The sequence below is a fragment of the Mycolicibacterium confluentis genome (assembly GCF_010729895.1).
In the GTDB taxonomy this organism is placed as follows: domain Bacteria; phylum Actinomycetota; class Actinomycetes; order Mycobacteriales; family Mycobacteriaceae; genus Mycobacterium; species Mycobacterium confluentis.
In genome coordinates this window covers 2,702,531-2,722,344 of sequence record NZ_AP022612.1, presented here as the reverse complement: position 1 = coordinate 2,722,344, position 19,814 = coordinate 2,702,531, and the positions used below count along the sequence as shown (strand labels likewise).

The 19,814-nt window shown below is 67.0% G+C and carries 19 protein-coding genes; 11 read left to right on the top strand and 8 right to left on the bottom strand.

Features of this window, described 5'->3' with window-relative positions; genetic code table 11:
- Nucleotides 1–81: 81 nt before the first annotated feature.
- The 6 genes from G6N34_RS12585 to mptB form a co-directional block, all read right to left on the bottom strand.
- Entirely contained in the window at nucleotides 82–1,041 is a 960-nt protein-coding gene (locus G6N34_RS12585) for a LysR family transcriptional regulator (RefSeq protein WP_085154790.1), read from the bottom strand.
- Nucleotides 1,042–1,101: 60 nt separating this feature from the next.
- Nucleotides 1,102–1,818: a cysteine hydrolase family protein gene (locus tag G6N34_RS12580; RefSeq protein ID WP_085154789.1), complete on the bottom strand. Its 717-nt coding sequence runs from the start codon at nucleotides 1,816–1,818 to the stop codon at nucleotides 1,102–1,104.
- Entirely contained in the window at nucleotides 1,815–3,251 is a 1,437-nt protein-coding gene (locus tag G6N34_RS12575) for an APC family permease (protein ID WP_085154787.1), read from the bottom strand. Before G6N34_RS12575 ends, G6N34_RS12580 begins: the two co-directional genes overlap by 4 nt.
- Nucleotides 3,252–3,402: 151 nt before the next feature.
- Nucleotides 3,403–4,179, bottom strand: a complete 777-nt coding sequence (locus G6N34_RS12570) for an ABC transporter permease (RefSeq protein WP_085154785.1) — start codon at nucleotides 4,177–4,179, stop codon at nucleotides 3,403–3,405.
- Nucleotides 4,176–5,084, bottom strand: coding sequence for an ABC transporter ATP-binding protein (locus G6N34_RS12565; protein ID WP_085154861.1), 909 nt, complete (start codon nucleotides 5,082–5,084; stop codon nucleotides 4,176–4,178). Before G6N34_RS12565 ends, G6N34_RS12570 begins: the two co-directional genes overlap by 4 nt.
- 29 nt (nucleotides 5,085–5,113) lie before the next feature.
- Nucleotides 5,114–6,784, bottom strand: coding sequence for a polyprenol phosphomannose-dependent alpha 1,6 mannosyltransferase MptB (gene mptB / locus G6N34_RS12560; protein ID WP_085154784.1), 1,671 nt, complete (start codon nucleotides 6,782–6,784; stop codon nucleotides 5,114–5,116).
- A 93-nt stretch (nucleotides 6,785–6,877) separates the two neighbouring features.
- Between mptB and G6N34_RS12555 the strand changes: the two genes are divergently transcribed.
- The 11 genes from G6N34_RS12555 to G6N34_RS12505 all read left to right on the top strand — a co-directional run bounded on the left by G6N34_RS12555 (nucleotide 6,878) and on the right by G6N34_RS12505 (nucleotide 16,414).
- Nucleotides 6,878–7,624, top strand: coding sequence for a helix-turn-helix transcriptional regulator (locus G6N34_RS12555; RefSeq protein WP_085154782.1), 747 nt, complete (start codon nucleotides 6,878–6,880; stop codon nucleotides 7,622–7,624).
- Between the two features lie 61 nt (nucleotides 7,625–7,685).
- Nucleotides 7,686–9,116: a Fe-S cluster assembly protein SufB gene (gene sufB / locus G6N34_RS12550; protein WP_085154781.1), complete on the top strand. Its 1,431-nt coding sequence runs from the start codon at nucleotides 7,686–7,688 to the stop codon at nucleotides 9,114–9,116.
- The gene (gene sufD / locus G6N34_RS12545) at nucleotides 9,116–10,312 is read left to right on the top strand and encodes a Fe-S cluster assembly protein SufD (RefSeq protein ID WP_085154779.1); all 1,197 of its coding nucleotides are present in this window, start codon (nucleotides 9,116–9,118) and stop codon (nucleotides 10,310–10,312) included. The genes sufB and sufD overlap by 1 nt, the downstream gene beginning before the upstream one ends.
- Nucleotides 10,312–11,085, top strand: coding sequence for a Fe-S cluster assembly ATPase SufC (gene sufC, locus G6N34_RS12540; protein ID WP_085154778.1), 774 nt, complete (start codon nucleotides 10,312–10,314; stop codon nucleotides 11,083–11,085). The genes sufD and sufC overlap by 1 nt, the downstream gene beginning before the upstream one ends.
- 1 nt (nucleotide 11,086) lies before the next feature.
- Entirely contained in the window at nucleotides 11,087–12,361 is a 1,275-nt protein-coding gene (locus tag G6N34_RS12535; protein ID WP_085154776.1) for a cysteine desulfurase, read from the top strand.
- Entirely contained in the window at nucleotides 12,361–12,837 is a 477-nt protein-coding gene (gene sufU / locus G6N34_RS12530; RefSeq protein WP_085154774.1) for a Fe-S cluster assembly sulfur transfer protein SufU, read from the top strand. Before G6N34_RS12535 ends, sufU begins: the two co-directional genes overlap by 1 nt.
- Complete coding sequence (locus G6N34_RS12525) at nucleotides 12,830–13,171, top strand: metal-sulfur cluster assembly factor (protein WP_085154773.1); 342 nt, start codon at nucleotides 12,830–12,832, stop codon at nucleotides 13,169–13,171. Before sufU ends, G6N34_RS12525 begins: the two co-directional genes overlap by 8 nt.
- Nucleotides 13,172–13,235: 64 nt before the next feature.
- Entirely contained in the window at nucleotides 13,236–13,601 is a 366-nt protein-coding gene (gene trxA, locus G6N34_RS12520) for a thioredoxin (protein ID WP_085154771.1), read from the top strand.
- Nucleotides 13,602–13,646: 45 nt separating this feature from the next.
- On the top strand, nucleotides 13,647–14,462 hold the full coding sequence (locus G6N34_RS12515; protein WP_085154770.1) for an enoyl-CoA hydratase: 816 nt from the start codon (nucleotides 13,647–13,649) through the stop codon (nucleotides 14,460–14,462).
- 19 nt (nucleotides 14,463–14,481) lie between these two features.
- On the top strand, nucleotides 14,482–16,110 hold the full coding sequence (locus G6N34_RS12510; RefSeq protein WP_085154768.1) for an ABC-F family ATP-binding cassette domain-containing protein: 1,629 nt from the start codon (nucleotides 14,482–14,484) through the stop codon (nucleotides 16,108–16,110).
- 103 nt (nucleotides 16,111–16,213) lie between these two features.
- Nucleotides 16,214–16,414, top strand: a complete 201-nt coding sequence (locus G6N34_RS12505) for a helix-turn-helix domain-containing protein (protein WP_085154767.1) — start codon at nucleotides 16,214–16,216, stop codon at nucleotides 16,412–16,414.
- Here G6N34_RS12505 and G6N34_RS12500 read toward each other — a convergent pair.
- Complete coding sequence (locus tag G6N34_RS12500; protein ID WP_085154765.1) at nucleotides 16,411–16,974, bottom strand: TetR/AcrR family transcriptional regulator; 564 nt, start codon at nucleotides 16,972–16,974, stop codon at nucleotides 16,411–16,413. The two genes, G6N34_RS12505 and G6N34_RS12500, sit on opposite strands and share 4 nt — an antisense overlap.
- 22 nt (nucleotides 16,975–16,996) lie before the next feature.
- The gene (locus G6N34_RS12495) at nucleotides 16,997–19,801 is read right to left on the bottom strand and encodes an aconitate hydratase (RefSeq protein ID WP_085154764.1); all 2,805 of its coding nucleotides are present in this window, start codon (nucleotides 19,799–19,801) and stop codon (nucleotides 16,997–16,999) included.
- Nucleotides 19,802–19,814: the final 13 nt, after the last annotated feature.

Here is a 19,814-nt window from a genome sequence, read left to right as displayed (position 1 = left end):
GTCACAGTACGAACGGGTCGGCGCATAGGGCAAGCGGTCGGTGACTTGGTCAGCGCATAAGGTTTCGCTATGGGTCGGGATTCAGCGCAGGAACCCGATGATGTCGCGACCGCTGGCGATCACCTCGGCGGTGCCAGCTGGGGAATCCTGATGTTCCAGCAGCGCTTCATGCGACAGTCGGACCATTTCGGCGGTTGCCGAACTGAGGGTTCGGTCGTTGCGGCGCACGAACGCCAGGGTGTCGTACATGGGTTCGGCGAACGACACGATGCCGATGCCGCGTGGCAGGACCTCGCGGGTGACGGCAGCACGGCACACGATGGTGTCTCCGAACCCCTGGGCCACCAGATCGAGTGCCATGTCCAGGTATTCGACCTCGATGCTGGGCTCAATGCGCAGGCCGGCGAGTTGAGCGCGGTCGTTGAGTTGTCGACGGGCTGGATCGGTGTTCGAGTGGTGGGCGTCGTACAGCACCAGTGGCGCCGAGCAGAATTCTTCGATGGTGCGCGGCGTGGCGAGAGCTGATTCGTCGGTGCTGGCGTAGAGCACTTCGTCGCGCGCCACCGGCAGGACACGGAGCTCTTCTGTGTCGACGGGCAGCGTCACCAGCCCGGCCTCGATGGAGCCGCGCGCCACGGCGGCGGTGGTCTCGGCGCTGTTTTGGCCGACCAGCCGCATCCGCACCTGTGGGTATTGTCGGCGGAAATTGGCGGCGAGGTCGGCGCGCAGGTAATAGTGCACGTTGCGGAGCAGGCCGAAGGTCGCTTTGCCGCCGGTGAGATCGTGCAGTGCGCGCACCGCGCGCCGCCCGTCCTCGGCGGCCTGCACGGCCTGCGACGCCCAGGGCAACAGTTCGTCGCCGGCCGGCGTCACGACCAGGGCCCGGCCGCCGCGTTCGAACAGCGCGGTGCCGAGTTCGCGTTCCAGTCGCCTAATCAGATCGGAGACCGCCGGCTGGCTGAGTCCGAGTTCCTGGGCGGCCGCGCTGAAGGTGCCGAGTCGCGCGGCGGTCACGAAGGCCAGCAGCTGGACGAGGGTCATGCATGTCACCTCCTTGGGAATGACGGGCGGGGCGCGGCACGGGGTCTCCGGTTGGGTGCTTTACATGGGTGTGCCGCTGTCGACCGCCGCCAACACCTCATCGACACTGCGCACCACCCGGGCGTGGTTGACCGCCAGCGCCCGCAGGGATGCCAGGTGCGCGCTCTCGTCGTAGTCGGCGGTGGCCTCGTCGACTACGACGCACTCATAGCCGCGCTCGGCCGCGCCGCGGACCGTCGACTCCACGCAGCAGTTGGTGGAGATGCCGGCCACGACAAACCCGGTGAACCCGGCGGCTCGGGCGACCCGATCCAGGTTGGAGGAGTTGAACGCGCCGTAGGTCAGCTTGTCCACCACCCATTCACCGTCCACGGGCGCCAACTCCGGCCGGATCTGGAAATCCGGTGATCCCGCGTAGAAGATCTCCCGCACCCCGCTGGCATCCTCGATCGCCTTTATCCACGCCCGATAGTTGGGCGGGAAGTCACGGTAGTCGGGGTACTGCGACCCCAGGCGCAGGTGGACCACGGGTCGGTCCCGTGTCCGCCACGCCTGCAGCAGCCGGCCGATCGCCGGCACCACGACACGTTCGGTGCGGTCGTTGAAGTACGCCATCGATCCCGGTTGCAGCCGTTCCATCGCCACGTTGAAGGCGCCGTCCGGCCGGGCGTCGTGGATCTGCATGTCGACCACCAGCAGGGCCGTGTGGGCGGTGAGGGCTACCGGCTGGATGTAGGTCCCGTGCGAATCGAGGAAGGCCTCGCCCCCCGCGCTCACTGCGCGGATTCCGTCGACAGATCGGCGTCGAGCTCGGCTGCTGACCGGTGTTCTTTGGCGCCGACCGCCGTGCCGACCGCGAACACCAGGAACGGAATGGTCGCGAGGATGACCGCCACGGTCAATCCGAAACCGGTCACCAGCTGGAAATTGACCAGCACCAGCACCAGGCTGCCGAGAAGGCCGAGCACCGCGAGCGCCGGGGCGATCCGATGCTGCCACGGCTTCGTGCACGACGGCGTCGCGCGGAAGAACCGGAATGCGGCGATCGAGGTCACGGTCATCAGGGCGACCATGCCGATGGTGGCGATGCCGCCGAGGGTGGCGAACACCTGGGTCAGCGGCTGCAGACCGAGCAGTGCGGCGATGACGGTCAGCACCAGGGCCGTGGCGGACTGGGTCAACGACGAGATGTGCGGCGAGCGGTGCACATCATGCACCCGGCCCAGCGCAGACGGCATGAACGTGTACCGCGACAGCGCGAACTGGTAGCGGGCCACGACGTTGTGCAGTGCCAGCAGGCAGGCGAAGATGCTGGTGATGATCAGCACCTGAACGATGTCGCGACCGACCGTCCCGAGGTAGGTGTCGACGATGCTGAACAGGAAGTTGTCTGTGTCGTTCTGGGCCTTGTCCACCACCGAGTCCATCCCGTAGCCCAGCACCATGAGCCAGGCCGAGACCAGGTAGAAGCTGCCGATTCCCAGCACGGCGATGTAGGTGGCGCGCGGCAGAGTGCGGTCGGGATCGCGGGCCTCGTTGCGGAATACCGCCGTGGATTCGAAGCCGATGAAGCCGGTCAGGGCGAACAGCACCGCGACTCCGATGGGTCCGGACAGCGCGTTCGACGGCGCGAAGGACTGCAGGTTGAGACCGGATTCGCCGCCGGTCAGCACGATCGCCAGATCCAGCACCACGACGATGCCGACCTCGGCGATCAGGGCGATGCCCAGCACCTTCGAACTCAACTCGATGTGCCGGTAGCCGAGGAAGGCGATCACCGCCAGCGTGGCCAGGGCGTACACCCACCAGGGAATCTGCACCGAGGTGACGTCAGCGACCACGTTCGACAGCACCGCGCCCATGTAGCCGTACATGCCGACCTGCATGCAGGTGTAGGAGAGCAGGGCCAGGAATCCGGTGCCGATTCCCGGGGCGAACCCCAGTCCCTTGGCGACGTAGGCGTAGAACGCGCCGGCTTCGCGCACAAACGGTGTCATATTCACGAATCCGATGGCGAACAACAACAGCACCGTGGTGGCCACCACAAAGCCGATCGGGGCGCCTGTCCCATTGCCGAAACCGATCATCAGCGGGACGTTGCCGCCGAGGACCGTCAACGGGGCGGCCGCCGCCACGACCATCAGAACGATGCTCGTCGTGCCCAGATTTCCGGTGAGTCGACCTGCGGTCGGGGATGGTGGATGCGTCATGAACTCTCCTGCGGTTCGCCGATGGATTCGCACAACCTATGAGCGAAGGCAATCCCCGGACAACCTGGCGGACACTTCATGAGGCCATAGCTTTTCCTTATGGCAAGGTCTTGGCGGAACACGTTTCTGATCGTCGGATCACCAGCGGAGTTCAGATGAAGCGGAACCAGCGCACGGCGCAGGCCGCGGCCACCGCACCCCACACCGCGAGCACCGCGATGCCGAACCAGTCCACTGACAGCGTCATCGCCTGAGCCAGCGACTCGGTGAGCGCGCCCGACGGGGTCAGCCGGGCCACCCAGCGCAATCCCGCGGGAACCAATCCGCTCTCCAGCGTCAGTGCGCCGAGGCCCGCGAACACGAACCACAGCAGATTGGCCACCGCCAGCACGATCTCGGCGCGCAGCGTGCCGCCGAGCAGCAGGCCCAGCGCCGTGAAGCACACCGTGCCCACCGCGATGATGAACGCACCCAGGAGCAGACCCAGCGGATCCGGCCGCCACCCCAGCGCCACGCCGATCGCGCCCAGCAGGATCGCCTGCAGAAACACCACCGTCACCACGGCCATCGACTTGCCCGCGATGATGCCCCAGACCGGAAGTGCCGTGGCGCCGAGGCGTTTGAGCGCACCGTAGCGGCGGTCAAACGCCACCGCGATGGCCTGCCCGGTGAAGCCCGTGGAGATCAGCGCCAGCGCCATGATGGCCGGGGTGAACGTTCCCGCACGGTCGTCGCCGAAGTCGCCCAGCGGCAGCAGCACCAGGCCGACCAGCAGCGTGATCGGGATGAACATCGTCAGCAGAAGCTGCTCGCCGTTGCGCAGCAGCAGCTTGAGTTCGAGGCCGAACTGCGCGGCCAGCATCCGCGCGACCGTGCTCGGTCGCGGGTCGGGCGTGAACGTGCCCGGAGGGAACAGGCTCTGGCTCACGGTCGCAACTCCCGTCCGGTGACGTCGAGGAACACGTCCTCAAGACTGCGCTGCTCGACGCGCATGTTGGTCGCCAGCACATCCAGGCGGGCGCACCACGCCGTCACGGTCGCGAGCACCTGCGGGTCGATGTGCCCTTCGACGAGGTACTCGCCGGGCGCGACTTCGACGGCGGAATAGTTCTCCGGCAGGGCCGAGACCAACAGCGTGAGGTCCAGCATGCGCGGCGCGCTGAAGCGAAGCTGATCCTCGGCGCCCGAGCGCATCAGCTCGGCCGGCGTGCCCGCGGCGACCTGCGAGCCGTGGTCGATGATCACGATCCGGTCGGCGAGCTCCTCGGCCTCCTTGAGCTGATGGGTGGTCAACACCACGGTGACGCCGTCGCGGCGCAGGCCGTCGATCAGCTCCCAGACCACCAGCCGTGCGTGGGCGTCCATGCCGGCCGTCGGCTCGTCGAGGAACACCAGTTCGGGGCGCCCCACCAGGGCGCAGGCCAGCGCCAAGCGCTGCTGCTGTCCGCCCGAGAGCCGGCGGTAGGTGGTGCGCGCCGAGTCGGTCAGGCCGAGGGTCTCGAGCAGCCACTTCGGATCCAGCGGGTTGGCCGCGTAGGCCGCGACGAGGTTGAGCATCTCGCCGGCCCGGGCGGCCGGATAACCGCCGCCGCCCTGCAGCATGACGCCGATGCGGGGACGCAGCGCCGCATTGTCGGCGAACGGGTCGAGGCCGAACACCTCGATGGTCCCGGCGTCGGGCCTGGTGAACCCCTCGCACATCTCAACCGTGGTGGTCTTGCCCGCGCCGTTGGGTCCCAGAAGTGCGAGCACCTCGGCGGGTTGCACCTCGAGATCGAGGTTCGAGACCGCCGTGGTGTCTCCGAATCGTTTGGTGACCCCATGCAGCCGCAGGGGGATGCGGGGGGCGGTGCCGGTCGAGCTCACGGGGACTCAGCGTAGGCGTCGGTTCGACCGCCGGTTACAGGCGGCGCGCTGGAGACGGGGTCCGGCTCGGGCAGCGCACGCCACGGAAGCCGGTTGTAGGTCAGCCCGATCAGCACCAGGACGATGATCGTGCTGGCCAGAGTGGCGTCGACGATCTGGAACAACGCGAACCGGTCGCCGTTGGCGGTCGGGCCGAAGATGCCCACGATCAGCGTGACGGCGATGGTCGCGATGCGGAACCGCGGTCGGGTCGCCCAGGCCGCGAGCGGGATGATCGCCCACAGCAGGTACCAGGGCTGCACGACGGGGAACAGCAGCACCGTCGCGCCCAGCGCGACACCGAGTCCACCGACGGGGTGGAGCCGACCGCGGAACACCGCGAGCAGCAGCCACGTGACGACGACCATGATGATCAGGACGCCGATCGCACGGGTCAGCGACAGCACCGCGGTGGTGTGATCGCCCAGACCGAGCAGGATTCCCACCTGCCCGGTGCCCAGCGCCAGGAGCGTGGGCGGCGACATCCAACTGCGCACCACGTTGGCGGTGCCCAGCGTCGAGAGCCAGCCGAAGCCCAAACCGCTGGCCCAGCCGATCACGGCCATCACCGCCAGCGACAGCAGACCCAGACCTCCGCTGGCCAGGATGAAGGACTTCACCGAACTGCCCCAGCGATACCCGAGGGCCATCGCCACGAAGCCGAGGGCCAGCAGGGAGGGCAGCTTGATCTGCGAGGACATCGTGATCAGGACCGTTCCGATCAGAAGCATCGCCAGGGGGTACCAACGCGTCGCCGGAAGAGCCGAGAACGGCTGGGGCGCCAGGCGCCGGGTGGACTCCACGCCGCGCAGCGCGAACTCGGTGCCTGCCAGCATCAGGCCGAGCATGATGGCCTCGTTGTGGATGCCGGCCACGAGGTGCATGAACAGCAGGGGATTGGTGGCGCCCAGCCACAGGGCGCTGACCTCCGCGACGCCGCACCGGCGGGCCAGTCGCGGCGTCGCCCACACGATCAGGCCCACACCCGCGAGCACCAGCACGCGATGACACAGCACCGCGGCGACGATGTTCTCCCCGGTGATCTCGGAGATGCCCCGCCCGATCCACAGAAACAGTGGACCGTACGGCGCGGGCGTCTCGCGCCACAGACTGGGCACCGACAGCGTGAACACGTGGTCGAGGCCCAGGCCGGGCGCCGGTCCGACGCGGTAGGGGTCGAGGCCGTTGCCCGCAATCTGGCTCTGCGCCAGGTAGGAGTACACGTCCTTGCTGTACATCGGCGGTGCCACCAGAAGTGGGAGCATCCAGAGCACCAGGGTCCGGTCCAGTTGGCCGCGGGTCATCCGGCGACGTCCCAGGGCGAAGCGGCCCAGCATGAGCCACGCCAGCGCCATCATCACCGCGCCCGTGGTGGTCATCGTGAGAGACACCGTCTGGATGCGTGACGGCAGGTTCAGCAGGCGCACTCCGAACGTGGGATCCTGCATGACAGGACGGGCCCCGGCGCCGAGGGCGCCGATGGCCATCAGCACTGTTCCGGTGGCGCCGAAGAGGCGGGTTCGGCGCAGTGCGACCAGTTCGATGTCGTTGAGTGGCGAGCCCACAGTTCGCTCGTCGCCGTGCCAACCGGCGATCGAGGTGCTCAATGAACGGAGGCGGCCTGCCACGTAGGGCAGCGTAGCGGTCGGTTATTCCGAGCCTGCGCTGTGAACATTTCCACAGCCCAGCTAAGGGTGCCCTTGCTGGATTCCACCTTTTAATTGCGTCACACTGGTGTTGTGAAAATCCGTCCTGAGGCTGATCGCAGCCTGTCTGCCCCCGGGGTGTCCCCGGCAGACGGGTCGCTGCATGCCCAGGACGGCCACACACGCAGCGCGATCATCAGGCTTCTTCTGGAGTCTGGACCCATCACTGCCAGCCGAATCGGGGAGCAGTTGGGGTTGTCCGCCGCGGGCGTCCGCCGTCATCTCGACGCACTGATCGAGACCGGTGACGCGCAGGCCAATGCCGCGGCGGCCTGGCAGCAGGCGGGCCGGGGACGGCCGGCCAAGCGTTATCAGCTCACCGCGGTGGGGCGCAGCAAGCTCGAGCACACCTACGACGATCTGGCCTCGGCCGCCATGCGGCAACTGCGTGAGATCGGCGGTGACGAGGCGGTCCGGACGTTCGCGCGCAAGCGCATCGACACGATCCTGGCCGAGGTCGAACCGGCGGGTGTCGAGGACGGCGACGTTGAGGCCGCAGCCGATCGCATCGCCGGGGCGTTGAGCAGGGCCGGCTACGCGACCACCACCACGCAGGTCCGCGGGCCCATCCAGGGTGTGCAGATCTGTCAGCACCACTGTCCGGTGTCACATGTGGCCGAGGAGTTCCCGGAACTGTGTGAAGCCGAACAGGACGCCATGGCGCAGGTTCTGGGCACTCACGTGCAGAGGCTGGCCACCATCGTCAACGGTGATCTCGCCTGCACCACACATGTCCCGCTGAACCCGGCGGCAAGCCAATAGCACGAACTCCGGCCCTCAGCCCGAGCCGGAGCCATAACGAGAGCAGAAGGAGTGTGTCGCAATGACACTCACACCGGAGACGCCGTTGACCCAGGAGGAGACCATTGCCTCCCTGGGGACATACGGCTACGGCTGGGCTGACTCCGACACCGCAGGCGCCACCGCGCAGCGTGGTCTTTCCGAAGCGGTGGTGCGCGACATCTCCGGCAAGAAGAACGAGCCCGAATGGATGCTCGACATCCGGTTGAAGGCCCTGCGCACCTTCGATAAGAAGCCCATGCCCAACTGGGGTTCCAACCTCGAGGGCATCGACTTCGACAACATCAAGTACTTCGTGCGGTCCACCGAGAAGCAGGCCACCTCGTGGGAAGAACTGCCCGAGGACATCAAGAACACCTATGACCGACTCGGCATCCCCGAGGCCGAGAAGCAGCGCCTGGTCGCCGGCGTGGCCGCGCAGTACGAGTCGGAGGTCGTCTACCACCAGATCCGCGAGGATCTCGAGGCTCAGGGCGTCATCTTCCTGGACACCGACTCGGGCCTGCGTGAGCATCCCGAGATCTTCCGCAAGCACTTCGGCACCGTGATTCCGGCCGGGGACAACAAGTTCTCGGCCCTGAACACCGCGGTGTGGTCGGGCGGTTCGTTCATCTACGTCCCGCCGGGCGTGCAGGTCGACATCCCGCTGCAGGCCTACTTCCGGATCAACACCGAGAACATGGGTCAGTTCGAGCGGACGCTGATCATCGCGGACGAGGGCTCGTACGTGCACTACGTCGAGGGCTGCACCGCGCCGATCTACAAGTCCGACTCGCTGCACTCCGCGGTCGTCGAGATCATCGTGAAGCCGGGCGCTCGCGTGCGCTACACCACGATCCAGAACTGGTCGAACAACGTCTACAACCTGGTCACCAAGCGCGCCCGCGCCGAGGCCGGCGCGACCATGGAGTGGATCGACGGCAACATCGGCTCGAAGGTCACCATGAAGTACCCGGCCGTGTGGATGACCGGCGAGCACGCCAAGGGTGAGGTGCTCTCGGTCGCGTTCGCGGGCGAGGGGCAGCACCAGGACACCGGCGCCAAGATGCTGCATCTGGCTCCGCACACCTCGAGCAACATCGTGTCCAAGTCGGTGGCCCGGGGCGGCGGTCGCGCCTCCTACCGCGGACTCGTCCAGGTCAACAAGGGGGCCCACGGCTCCAAGTCGAGCGTGAAATGCGATGCGCTGCTGGTCGACACGATCAGCCGCTCAGACACCTACCCGTACGTCGACATCCGCGAGGACGACGTCACGATGGGTCACGAGGCCACGGTCTCCAAGGTCAGCGAGGATCAGCTCTTCTACCTGATGAGCCGCGGCCTGACCGACGACGAGGCCATGGCCATGGTGGTGCGCGGTTTCGTCGAGCCCATCGCCAGGGAACTGCCGATGGAGTACGCGCTCGAGCTGAACCGGCTCATCGAGCTTCAGATGGAAGGCGCGGTCGGCTAGTGGCACAGGATCTCAACACCGCGGTCGAGGGTTCGGCCATCGCCGCGGTGAACAAGGGCGAGCTGTTCTCGTCGTTCGACGTCGACGCCTTCGAGGTGCCCGGTGGGCGCGACGAACTGTGGCGCTTCACGCCACTGCGCCGGCTGCGCGGGCTGCACGACGGCACCGCGGCCGCCGACGGCAACCGCGGCGCAGCGGCCATCACGGTCAGCGAGCGCCCCGGCGTGACCGTCGAGACGGTCGAACGCAGTGACGCGCGGCTTGGCCAGGGTGGCGCGCCGACCGATCGAGTTGCGGCGCAGGCCTTCTCGTCGTTCGACCAGGCCACCGTGGTGACCGTGGCGCGGGACACCGAGGTGGCGGAGCCCATCGAGATCACGGTCGACGGTCCGGGTGCGGGCAATGTCGCGTTCGGCCACCTGCAGATTCGCGTCGAGGAACTGTCCCGCGCGATCGTGGTGGTGGACCTGCGCGGCAGCGGCACCTATGCCGACAACGTCGAGATCATCGTCGGCGACTCCGCGGGCCTGGGAGTCATCTGGATCGCCGACTGGGACGACGACATGGTGCATGTCAGCGCGCACCACGCGAAGTTGGGCAAGGACTCGGTGCTCGGCCACGTCAACGTGACCCTCGGCGGCGACGTCGTTCGGACCACGGCCACGGTGCGGTTCACCGGGCCGGGCGGAGACGCCAAGATGCTCGGCACGTATTTCGCCGACGACGGCCAGTTCTTCGAGTCCCGCCTCCTGGTGGACCACGCGCAGCCCAACTGCAAGTCCGATGTGCTGTACAAGGGTGCGCTGCAGGGGGATCCGGACTCCGCCAAGCCCGACGCGCACACCGTCTGGATCGGCGATGTGCTGATCCGTGCCGAGGCGACGGGCACCGACACGTTCGAGGTCAACCGCAACCTGCTGTTGACCGACGGGGCGCGCGCCGACTCGGTGCCCAACCTGGAGATCGAGACCGGCGAGATCGCCGGTGCCGGGCATGCCAGTGCGACAGGCCGTTTCGACGACGAGCAGTTGTTCTACCTGCGCGCTCGCGGCATCCCGGAGGATCAGGCCCGCCGCCTGGTGGTGCGCGGCTTCTTCGGCGAGATCATCGCCAAGATCGCAGTGCCCGAGGTGCGGGAACGCCTGACCGCAGCCATTGAGAAGGAACTCGCCATCACCGAATCGAGAAATGCGTAATGACCACTCTGGAAATCAAGGACCTGCACGTTTCGGTCGCCAACCCGGCTGAGGCCGGCCAGGAGATCCCGATCCTCAAGGGCGTCAACCTGACCGTGAAGTCGGGGGAGACCCATGCGGTCATGGGCCCCAACGGATCCGGCAAGTCGACGCTGTCCTACGCCATCGCAGGGCATCCCAAGTACACCGTGACGTCGGGGTCGATCACCCTCGACGGCGAGGACGTGCTGGAGATGAGCATCGACGAGCGTGCGCGTGCGGGCCTCTTCCTGGCCATGCAGTACCCCGTCGAGGTGCCGGGTGTGTCGATGTCCAACTTCCTGCGCACCGCGGCCACGGCCGTGCGTGGCGAGGCCCCCAAGCTGCGGCATTGGGTCAAGGAGGTCAAGGGCGCGATGAACGATCTGGGCATCGACTCGGCCTTCGGTGAGCGCAGCGTCAACGAGGGGTTCTCCGGCGGCGAGAAGAAGCGCCACGAGATCCTGCAACTGGGCCTGCTCAAGCCGAAGATCGCCATCCTCGACGAGACCGACTCCGGTCTGGACGTCGACGCCCTGCGCGTGGTGAGTGAAGGGGTCAACCGCTACGTGGAGGCCGAGAACGGCGGCCTGCTGCTGATCACGCACTACACCCGAATCCTGCGTTACATCCGTCCGCAGTTCGTGCACGTCTTCTTCGACGGCCGGATCGTCCAGTCCGGTGGCCCGGAGTTGGCCGACGAACTCGAAGAGCACGGCTACGAGCGCTTCACGCAGGCTGCCGCGGGAGCCTGACGTGACGGCCGCACGGACGTCGGATGCGAATGCGGGCCTGGTGCTGGACATCCCGGCGATCAGGGCGGACTTCCCGATCCTGAGCCGGGTGATGCGGGGCGGAAAGCAGCTGGCCTACCTGGATTCCGGGGCCACCTCGCAGAAACCGCTGCAGGTGCTCGACGCGGAACGGGAGTTCCTGCTGACCTCCAACGGCGCCGTGCACCGCGGTGCGCATCAGCTGATGGAGGAGTCCACCGACGCCTACGAACAGGGCCGATGCGATATCGCTGACTTCGTCGGCGCCGACGTCGACGAACTGGTGTTCACCAAGAACGCCACGGAGTCGATCAACCTGGTGGCATATGCGCTGGGGGACAAGCGGTTCGATCGGGCCGTCGGCCCCGGCGACGTCATCGTCACCACCGAACTCGAGCACCACGCCAACCTGATTCCGTGGCAGGAACTGGCGCGGCGCACGGGTGCGACGCTCAGGTGGTACGGCGTCACCGATGATGGGCGCATCGACCTGGATTCGCTTGAACTCGACGAACGCGTCAAAGTCGTGACGTTCAGCCATCATTCGAACGTCACGGGTGCGATCGCGCCGGTCGCGGAGCTGGTGGCGCGGGCCAAGGCCGTCGGTGCGCTGACCGTGCTCGACGCGTGCCAGTCGGTGCCGCATCAGCCCGTGGACTTCCACGCGCTCGACGTCGACTTCGCGGCCTTCTCGGGCCACAAGATGCTGGGGCCGACCGGTATCGGCGTGCTCTATGGCAGGCGGGCCCTTCTCGCCGACCTGCCGCCTTTCCTCACCGGCGGCTCGATGATCGAGACCGTGACCATGGAGGCCACCACCTACGCACCCGCGCCGCAGCGTTTCGAGGCGGGCACCCCGATGACCTCCCAGGTCGTCGGATTGGCCGCCGCCGCGCGGTATCTGCGGGCCCTGGAGATGCCGGCGGTCGAGGCCCACGAGGACGAACTGGTGGCCGCGGCGCTGGCCGGCTTGGGTGGCATCGCGGGTGTCCGGATCATCGGCCCGCAGACGGTCGAGGACCGCGGCTCACCGGTGAGTTTCGTGGTCGACGGCATCCACGCACACGACGTCGGGCAGGTGCTCGACGACGAGGGTGTCGCGGTGCGGGTCGGGCACCACTGCGCGTGGCCGCTGCACCGCCGATTCGGCGTCGCGGCGACGGCGCGGGCCTCGTTCGCGGTGTACAACACCCTCGACGAGGTGGACCGTCTGGTGGCCGGCGTGCGCCGTGCCGTGGAGTTCTTCGGCGGGAACTGATGCGTCTCGAGCAGATGTACCAGGAAGTCATCCTGGACCACTACAAACACCCGCACCACCGCGGTCTGCGTGAGCCCTTCGGCGCCGAGGTGCAGCACGTGAACCCGACGTGTGGTGACGAGGTCACCCTGCGGGTCACGCTGTCCGAGGACGGCGAGACCGTCACCGACGTGTCCTATGACGGGCAGGGCTGTTCGATCAGCCAGGCGTCGACCTCGGTGCTCACCGACCAGATCATCGGGCAGACTGTGGGGGACGCACTGAAGACGGTCGCCGCGTTCACCGAGATGATCTCGTCGCGCGGCAACATCGACGGTGACGAGGACGTGCTGGGCGACGGCATCGCCTTCGCCGGTGTGTCGAAGTACCCGGCCAGAGTCAAATGCGCTCTGCTCGGGTGGACGGCGTTCAAGGCCGCCCTGGCAGAGGCCAGCGCGGTGAACCAGACTCCGGCAGCGAGGAGCGAACATGAGTGAAACCGCCAGCGACGAACTTCTCGCCGATCTCGAAGAGGCCATGCGTGACGTCGTCGACCCCGAACTCGGGATCAACGTCGTCGATCTCGGCCTGGTGTACGGACTCAACGTCGAAAAGGGCGACGCCGGATCGGTCGCGTTGATCGACATGACCCTGACATCGGCGGCGTGCCCGTTGACCGACGTGATCGAGGATCAGTCCCGCAATGCCCTCGTCGGCGCCGGCCTGGTCGACGAGATCAAGATCAACTGGGTGTGGAATCCGCCGTGGGGGCCTGACAAGATCACCGACGACGGCCGCGAGCAGTTGCGCGCCCTGGGGTTCACCGTCTAGCCAAGCCCGATTCGGGTAGTCCTAGCAGGGGAACAGACCCCTGTCCGCCGACGTTAGGAGAGACGTGGCAACCCAAGACCTCACCGCAGATCAGTTCAACGACACCATCAACGGCAACGACATCGTGCTCGTTGACTTCTGGGCATCGTGGTGTGGTCCGTGCCGCGCCTTCGCGCCCACCTTCGCCGCGTCGTCGGAGAAGCACCCCGACGTCGTCTACGCCAAGGTCGACACCGAGGCGGAGCAGGAGTTGGCTGCCGCCGCGCAGATCCGTTCCATCCCCACGCTGATGGTGTTCAAGAAGGGCAAGCTGGTGTTCAACCAGGCTGGTGCCCTGCCTCCGGCGGCGCTGGAGGAGCTGGTGCAGCAGGTCAAGGACTTCGACATCGACGCGGCTGTGGCCGAGCAGGGCGACGTCAAAGAGGTCTGAGCGTCGGAGAGGTTCGAGGCGTGTCACGCGATAGCGTGACCACTCGTGAGTTCTGAATTCGTCCTCGTCGACCGCCCGCGCCCCGGGGTGGCTGTGATCACCCTGAACCGCCCGGAGCGGATGAACTCGATGGCGTTCGACGTCATGGTCCCGTTACGGCGTGTCCTCGACGAGGTGAACGGCGACAACTCGGTGCGCGCGGTCATACTGACGGGTGCGGGCCACGGATTCTCGTCTGGAGCCGACCACAAGTCCGCGGGCAGCGTGCCGAACGTCGATGGGTTGACCAGGCCGACGTTCGGGTTGCGCTCGATGCAGGTGCTCGACGACGTGATCCTCGGCCTGCGGCGCCTGCACCAACCGGTGATCGCCGCGGTCAACGGCGCCGCGATCGGCGGAGGGCTGTGCCTGGCGCTGGCGTGCGACATCCGCGTCGCCGGGGCCAGCGCCTATTTTCGCGCGGCGGGCATCAACAATGGTCTGACCGCCAGTGAGCTTGGTCTCAGCTACCTGCTGCCGCGGGCCATCGGAAGTTCGCGCGCGTTCGAGCTGATGCTCACGGGCCGCGACGTCGATGCGGTGGAAGCTGAACGGATTGGGCTGGTTTCGCAGCAGGTCGCCGATGCAGACCTGCTGGAGACGTGCACTGCCATGGCAGAACGCATCGCCTCGTTCTCGCGGCCCGGAATCGAGTTGACGAAGCGGACGCTATGGACTGGACTGGACGCGACTACCCTGGAAGGGCACATGCAGGCGGAAGGCCTGGGTCAGCTGTACATTCGCCTGCTCACCGCGAACTTCGAAGAAGCGGTTGCTGCGCGCGCAGAGAAGCGGTCCCCGGTCTTCACCGACGACAAATGACGAACGCAGGAGCGCACCCGTGATCACCGCAACGGACCTTGAGGTCCGCGCTGGCGCACGCACACTGCTGCTCGCCGACGGAACCACGCTGCGGATCCAACCCGGCGACCGGATCGGCCTGGTCGGCCGCAACGGCGCGGGCAAGACCACCACGATGAGGATCCTGGCCGGCGAGGGCGAACCGTATGCCGGAGAAGTCAGCCGGATCGGTGAGGTCGGCTACCTGCCGCAGGACCCGAAAGAGGGCGACCTCGAGGTGCTGGCCCGCGATCGGGTGCTGTCGGCGCGTGGCCTCGACACGCTGCTGTCCGACCTGGAGAAGCAGCAGGCGCTGATGGCCGAGGTCGTCGACGACAAGGCGCGTGACAAGGCCGTCCGCCGCTATGGACAGCTCGAGGAGCGCTTCGCGTCCCTCGGCGGATACGCGGCCGAAAGTGAAGCCGGCCGGATCTGCGCCAGCCTGGGTCTGCCGGAGCGCGTCCTCACGCAGCAGTTGCGCACACTCTCGGGCGGGCAGCGTCGCCGCGTCGAACTGGCCCGTATCCTCTTCGCGGCGTCCGACAGCGGCGCGGGGTCGGCGACCACCCTGCTGCTCGACGAGCCGACCAACCACCTCGACGCCGATTCGATCGGATGGCTGCGCGACTACCTGAAGAACCACTCCGGCGGTCTCGTGATGATCAGCCACAACGTCGAACTGTTGGCCGACGTGGTCAACCGGGTCTGGTTCCTCGACGCCGTGCGCGGTGAGGTCGACGTCTACAACATGGGCTGGCAGAAGTACCTGGACGCCCGCGCCACCGACGAACAGCGCCGCAGGCGCGAGCGGGCCAACGCGGAGAAGAAGGCCGGGGCACTGCGCGCCCAGGCCGCGAAGATGGGCGCTAAGGCCACCAAAGCCGTTGCCGCACAGAATATGTTGCGCCGCGCCGAACGGATGATCGCCGAGCTCGACGCCGAACGCGTGGCCGACAAGGTGGCCCGGATCAAGTTCCCCACCCCCGCGCCGTGCGGCCGGACTCCGCTGGTGGTCAAGGGGCTGACCAAGAACTACGGGTCACTCGAGGTCTTCACCGGTGTCGACCTGGCGATCGACCGGGGTTCCCGGGTCGTAGTGCTCGGTCTCAACGGTGCAGGCAAGACCACCCTGCTGCGTCTGATCGCCGGCACCGAGACACCCGATGCGGGCGGCCTTGAGCCCGGTCACGGACTCAAGATCGGCTACTTCGCGCAGGAGCACGACACCCTCGACAACGGCGCCACGGTGTGGGAGAACATCCGGCACGCCGCACCCGACACGGGGGAGCAGGACCTGCGGGGCCTGCTCGGCGCGTTCATGTTCACCGGCCCGCAGCTCGATCAGCCTGCGGGAACGCTGTCCGGCGGTGAGAAGACGCGGTTGGCGCTGGCCGGCCTGGTGGCCTCGACGGCCAACGTGCTGCTGCTCGATGAGCCCACCAACAACCTCGACCCGGCGTCCCGCGAGCAGGTGCTCGACGCGCTGCGCAGCTATGCCGGCGCGGTCGTGTTGGTGACGCACGACCCGGGTGCGGCCGAGGCGCTGGATCCGCAGCGTGTGGTGCTGCTCCCGGACGGCACCGAGGACTTCTGGTCCGACGATTACCGCGATCTGATCGAGTTGGCCTGACGAGTCGTTCTTCGCAGCAGGCCATTTCGTGATTTGCATCACACTGGGCGGCTGGGCTTCTACCCTTGATGAGGTTGGGGGACCTTGACTTGGGGAGGCGTCAATGAGGAAGTCGAGTAAGGGGCGCGACCAACTGCTCGTCGAGTTGCGCAGCGCGTACGAGGGTGGGGCAAGCATTCGAACCCTGGTGGCCAACACTGGGCGCTCTTACGGGTCCATCCACTCGATGCTGCGCGAATCCGGTACCGCCATGCGCAGTCGGGGCGGGCCCAACCATCGCACTCGCCGCGCGGTGTCGAGCTAGCGGTGCCGTACTGACTCTTCCACGAGATCCAGTACGGCACCGAGCTTTTCGGGGTCATCGCCGGAGGCCAGCCGGGCCACCAGCCCGTCGAGCACCAGATCCAGGTAGGTCTGCAGGACGTCGCCGGGGACGTCGTCGCGCAGGCGGCCGGCCTTCTTCTGCCTGCGCAGCCGCTCACTGGTGGCTGCCGACAGTTCGGCCGACCGCTCGGCCCAGCCTCGGTTGAACACCGGGTCGTTGCGCAGTTTCCGCGCGATCTCCAGGCGGGTGGCCAGCCAGTCGAACTGGTCAGGCGCCGCCAGCATGTCTCGCATCACCTGGATGAGGCCCTCGCGGGAGGCCACATCGGCCATCCGCTCGGCGTCCTCGCGAGCCAGTTCGAAGAACAACGAGTCCTTGTCGCGGAAATGGTGGAAGATCGCCCCCCGCGACAGGCCGATCGACTGCTCGAGGCGGCGCACCGTCGCTTTGTCATAGCCGAACTCGGCGAAACAGCGACGGGCGCCGTCGAGGATCTGGCGGCGGCGAGCCGCCAGATGGTCCTCGCTGACTCTGGGCATGCGCTGAGCCCCTGTTATCCGGTCAGGACTTCAGCATGTTCCGCAGCACGTACTGCAGGATGCCGCCGTTGCGGTAGTAGTCGGCCTCTCCGGGGGTGTCGATGCGGACCACCGCGTCGAATTGAACCGTCCGCCCATCTTCTTTGGTGGCCGTCACCTTGACCGTCTTGGGCGTCTTGCCGCTGTTGAGCTCCTCGATGCCGGTGATGTCGAAGGTCTCGGTGCCGTCGAGCTTGAGCGACGCCGCCGACTCACCCTGCGGGAACTGCAGCGGGATGACGCCCATGCCGATCAGGTTGGAGCGGTGGATGCGCTCGAAGGACTCGGTGATGACCGCCCGCACACCCAACAGCGTGGTGCCCTTGGCCGCCCAGTCGCGCGAGCTGCCCGAGCCGTACTCCTTGCCGCCCAGCACGACCAGCGGGATGCCGGCCTTCTGGTAGTTCTGCGACGCGTCGTAGATGAAGGCCTGCGGACCGCCATCCTGGGTGAAGTCGCGCGTGTAACCACCCGAGACGTCGTCGAGAAGCTGGTTGCGCAGGCGGATGTTCGCGAACGTGCCGCGGATCATCACCTCGTGGTTGCCGCGCCGCGAACCCAGCGAGTTGAAGTCCTTGGGCTCCACACCGTTGGCCTCGAGGTACTGGGCCGCCGGCGTGCCCTTCTTGATGTTGCCTGCCGGTGAGATGTGGTCGGTGGTCACCGAATCACCCAGCAGTGCAAGGACTCTGGCACCCTTGATGTCGGAGACGGGCTCCGGATCGGCGGGCATGCCGTCGAAGTACGGCGCCTTGCGCACGTAGGTCGAGTCCTCGGCCCACTCGAAGGTGTTGCCCTCAGGGGTGGGCAGCGAACGCCAGCGGTCGTCGCCCTTGAAGACATCGGCGTAGGAGTCGGTGAACATCTCGCGGTTGATCGAGGAGGCGATGGTCTCCTGGATCTCCGCGGCCGAAGGCCAGATGTCTTTGAGGAAGACGTCGTTGCCCTCGGTGTCTACGCCGAGCGGGTCGGACTCGAAGTCGAAGTCCATGGTGCCCGCGATGCCGTAGGCGATCACCAGCGGCGGGGAGGCCAGGTAGTTCATCTTGACATCGGGGGAGATGCGGCCCTCGAAGTTGCGGTTGCCCGACAGCACGGCCGCGACTGAGAGGTCGTTGTCGTTGATGGCGGCCGAGATCTCGTCGGGCAGCGGGCCGGTGTTTCCGATGCACGTGGTGCAGCCGTAACCGCCGAGGTAGTAGCCGAGCTTCTCCAGGTACGGCCACAGGCCGGCCTTGTTGTAGTAGTCGGTGACGACCTGCGAACCGGGCGCCATGTTGGTCTTGACCCACGGCTTGGTGCTGAGGCCCTTTTCGACGGCCTTCTTGGCCAGCAGCGCCGCGCCGAGCATGACCGACGGGTTCGAGGTGTTGGTGCAGGACGTGATGCCCGCGACCACGACCGCGCCGTGGTCCAGCACGAACTCGCCGCGCTCCTCGGACGTCACCGTGATCGGCTTGCTGGGCCGGCCCTCGGCGCCGTTGGCCGCGGAGGGTCGCGCGTCGACCGCGCCGTCGTCGGCGAAGGACAGCGCCGCGGAGTCACTGGCGGGGAAGGACTCCTCGACGGCCTCGTCGAGCTGGGTGTGCTCGACGGGCAGGTTCTCCTCGACGTAGTTGTGGATGTCCTTGCGGAACGCGTTCTTCGCGTCCGAGAGCTCGATGCGGTCCTGCGGACGCTTGGGACCCGAGATGGACGGCACCACGGTGGACAGGTCGAGCTCAAGGTACTCGGAGAAGACCGGCTCTTTGTCCGGGTCGTGCCACATGCCCTGTTCCTTGGCGTAGGCCTCGACCAGCGCGAGCTGCTCCTCGGTCCGACCGGTCAGGCGCAGGTAGTTGATGGTCTCCTCGTCGATTGGGAACATCGCTGCGGTGGAACCGAATTCGGGGCTCATGTTGCCCAGCGTGGCGCGGTTGGCCAGCGGCACCTCGGCCACACCCTTGCCGTAGAACTCGACGAACTTGCCGACCACGCCGTGCTTGCGCAGCATCTCGGTGACGGTGAGCACGACGTCGGTGGCGGTCACGCCCGGCTTGATCTCGCCGGTCAGCTTGAAGCCGACCACGCGCGGAATCAGCATCGACACGGGCTGGCCCAGCATGGCCGCCTCGGCCTCGATGCCGCCGACGCCCCAGCCCAGCACGCCGAGGCCGTTCTCCATGGTGGTGTGGCTGTCGGTACCCACGCAGGTGTCCGGGTAGGCGACACCATCACGGGTCATCACCACGCGGGCCAGGTACTCGATGTTGACCTGGTGCACGATGCCGGTGCCCGGGGGGACGACCTTGAAGTCGTCGAACGCGCCCTGACCCCAGCGCAGGAACTGGTAGCGCTCGCCATTTCTTTCATATTCGAGCGCCACGTTCCTCTCGAAGGCGTCCGCGCGGCCGAAGATGTCCAGGATCACCGAGTGGTCGATGACCATCTCGGCGGGCGACAGCGGGTTGACCTTGTTCGGGTCGCCGCCGAGGGTCGCGACGGCCTCGCGCATGGTGGCCAGGTCGACGATGCACGGCACGCCGGTGAAGTCCTGCATCAGCACGCGGGCAGGGGTGAACTGAATCTCGATGCTGGGCTCCGCGTTGGGATCCCAGTTGGCAAGAGCCTCGATGTGCTCTTTGGTGATGTTGGCACCGTCCTCGGTGCGCAGCAGGTTCTCTGCGAGCACCTTGAGGCTGTAGGGAAGTTTCTCGGTGCCGGGTACCGCATCGAGGCGGTAGATCTCGTAGCTGTTGTCTCCGACCTTGAGCGTGTCATGCGCTCCAAAGGAATTCTTGCTGGTCACATCAACTCCCGGC

What these genes read in the sequence shown, in the direction of transcription:
- sufC (WP_085154778.1), top strand. Translation starts at nt 10,312, where the DNA reads ATGACCACTCTGGAAATCAAGGACCTGCACGTTTCGGTCGCCAACCCG.
- G6N34_RS12575 (WP_085154787.1), bottom strand. Translation starts at nt 3,251, where the DNA reads ATGACGCATCCACCATCCCCGACCGCAGGTCGACTCACCGGAAATCTG.
- G6N34_RS12585 (WP_085154790.1), bottom strand. Translation starts at nt 1,041, where the DNA reads ATGACCCTCGTCCAGCTGCTGGCCTTCGTGACCGCCGCGCGACTCGGC.
- G6N34_RS12505 (WP_085154767.1), top strand. Translation starts at nt 16,214, where the DNA reads ATGAGGAAGTCGAGTAAGGGGCGCGACCAACTGCTCGTCGAGTTGCGC.
- G6N34_RS12500 (WP_085154765.1), bottom strand. Translation starts at nt 16,974, where the DNA reads ATGCCCAGAGTCAGCGAGGACCATCTGGCGGCTCGCCGCCGCCAGATC.
- sufB (WP_085154781.1), top strand. Translation starts at nt 7,686, where the DNA reads ATGACACTCACACCGGAGACGCCGTTGACCCAGGAGGAGACCATTGCC.
- G6N34_RS12525 (WP_085154773.1), top strand. Translation starts at nt 12,830, where the DNA reads ATGAGTGAAACCGCCAGCGACGAACTTCTCGCCGATCTCGAAGAGGCC.
- sufU (WP_085154774.1), top strand. Translation starts at nt 12,361, where the DNA reads ATGCGTCTCGAGCAGATGTACCAGGAAGTCATCCTGGACCACTACAAA.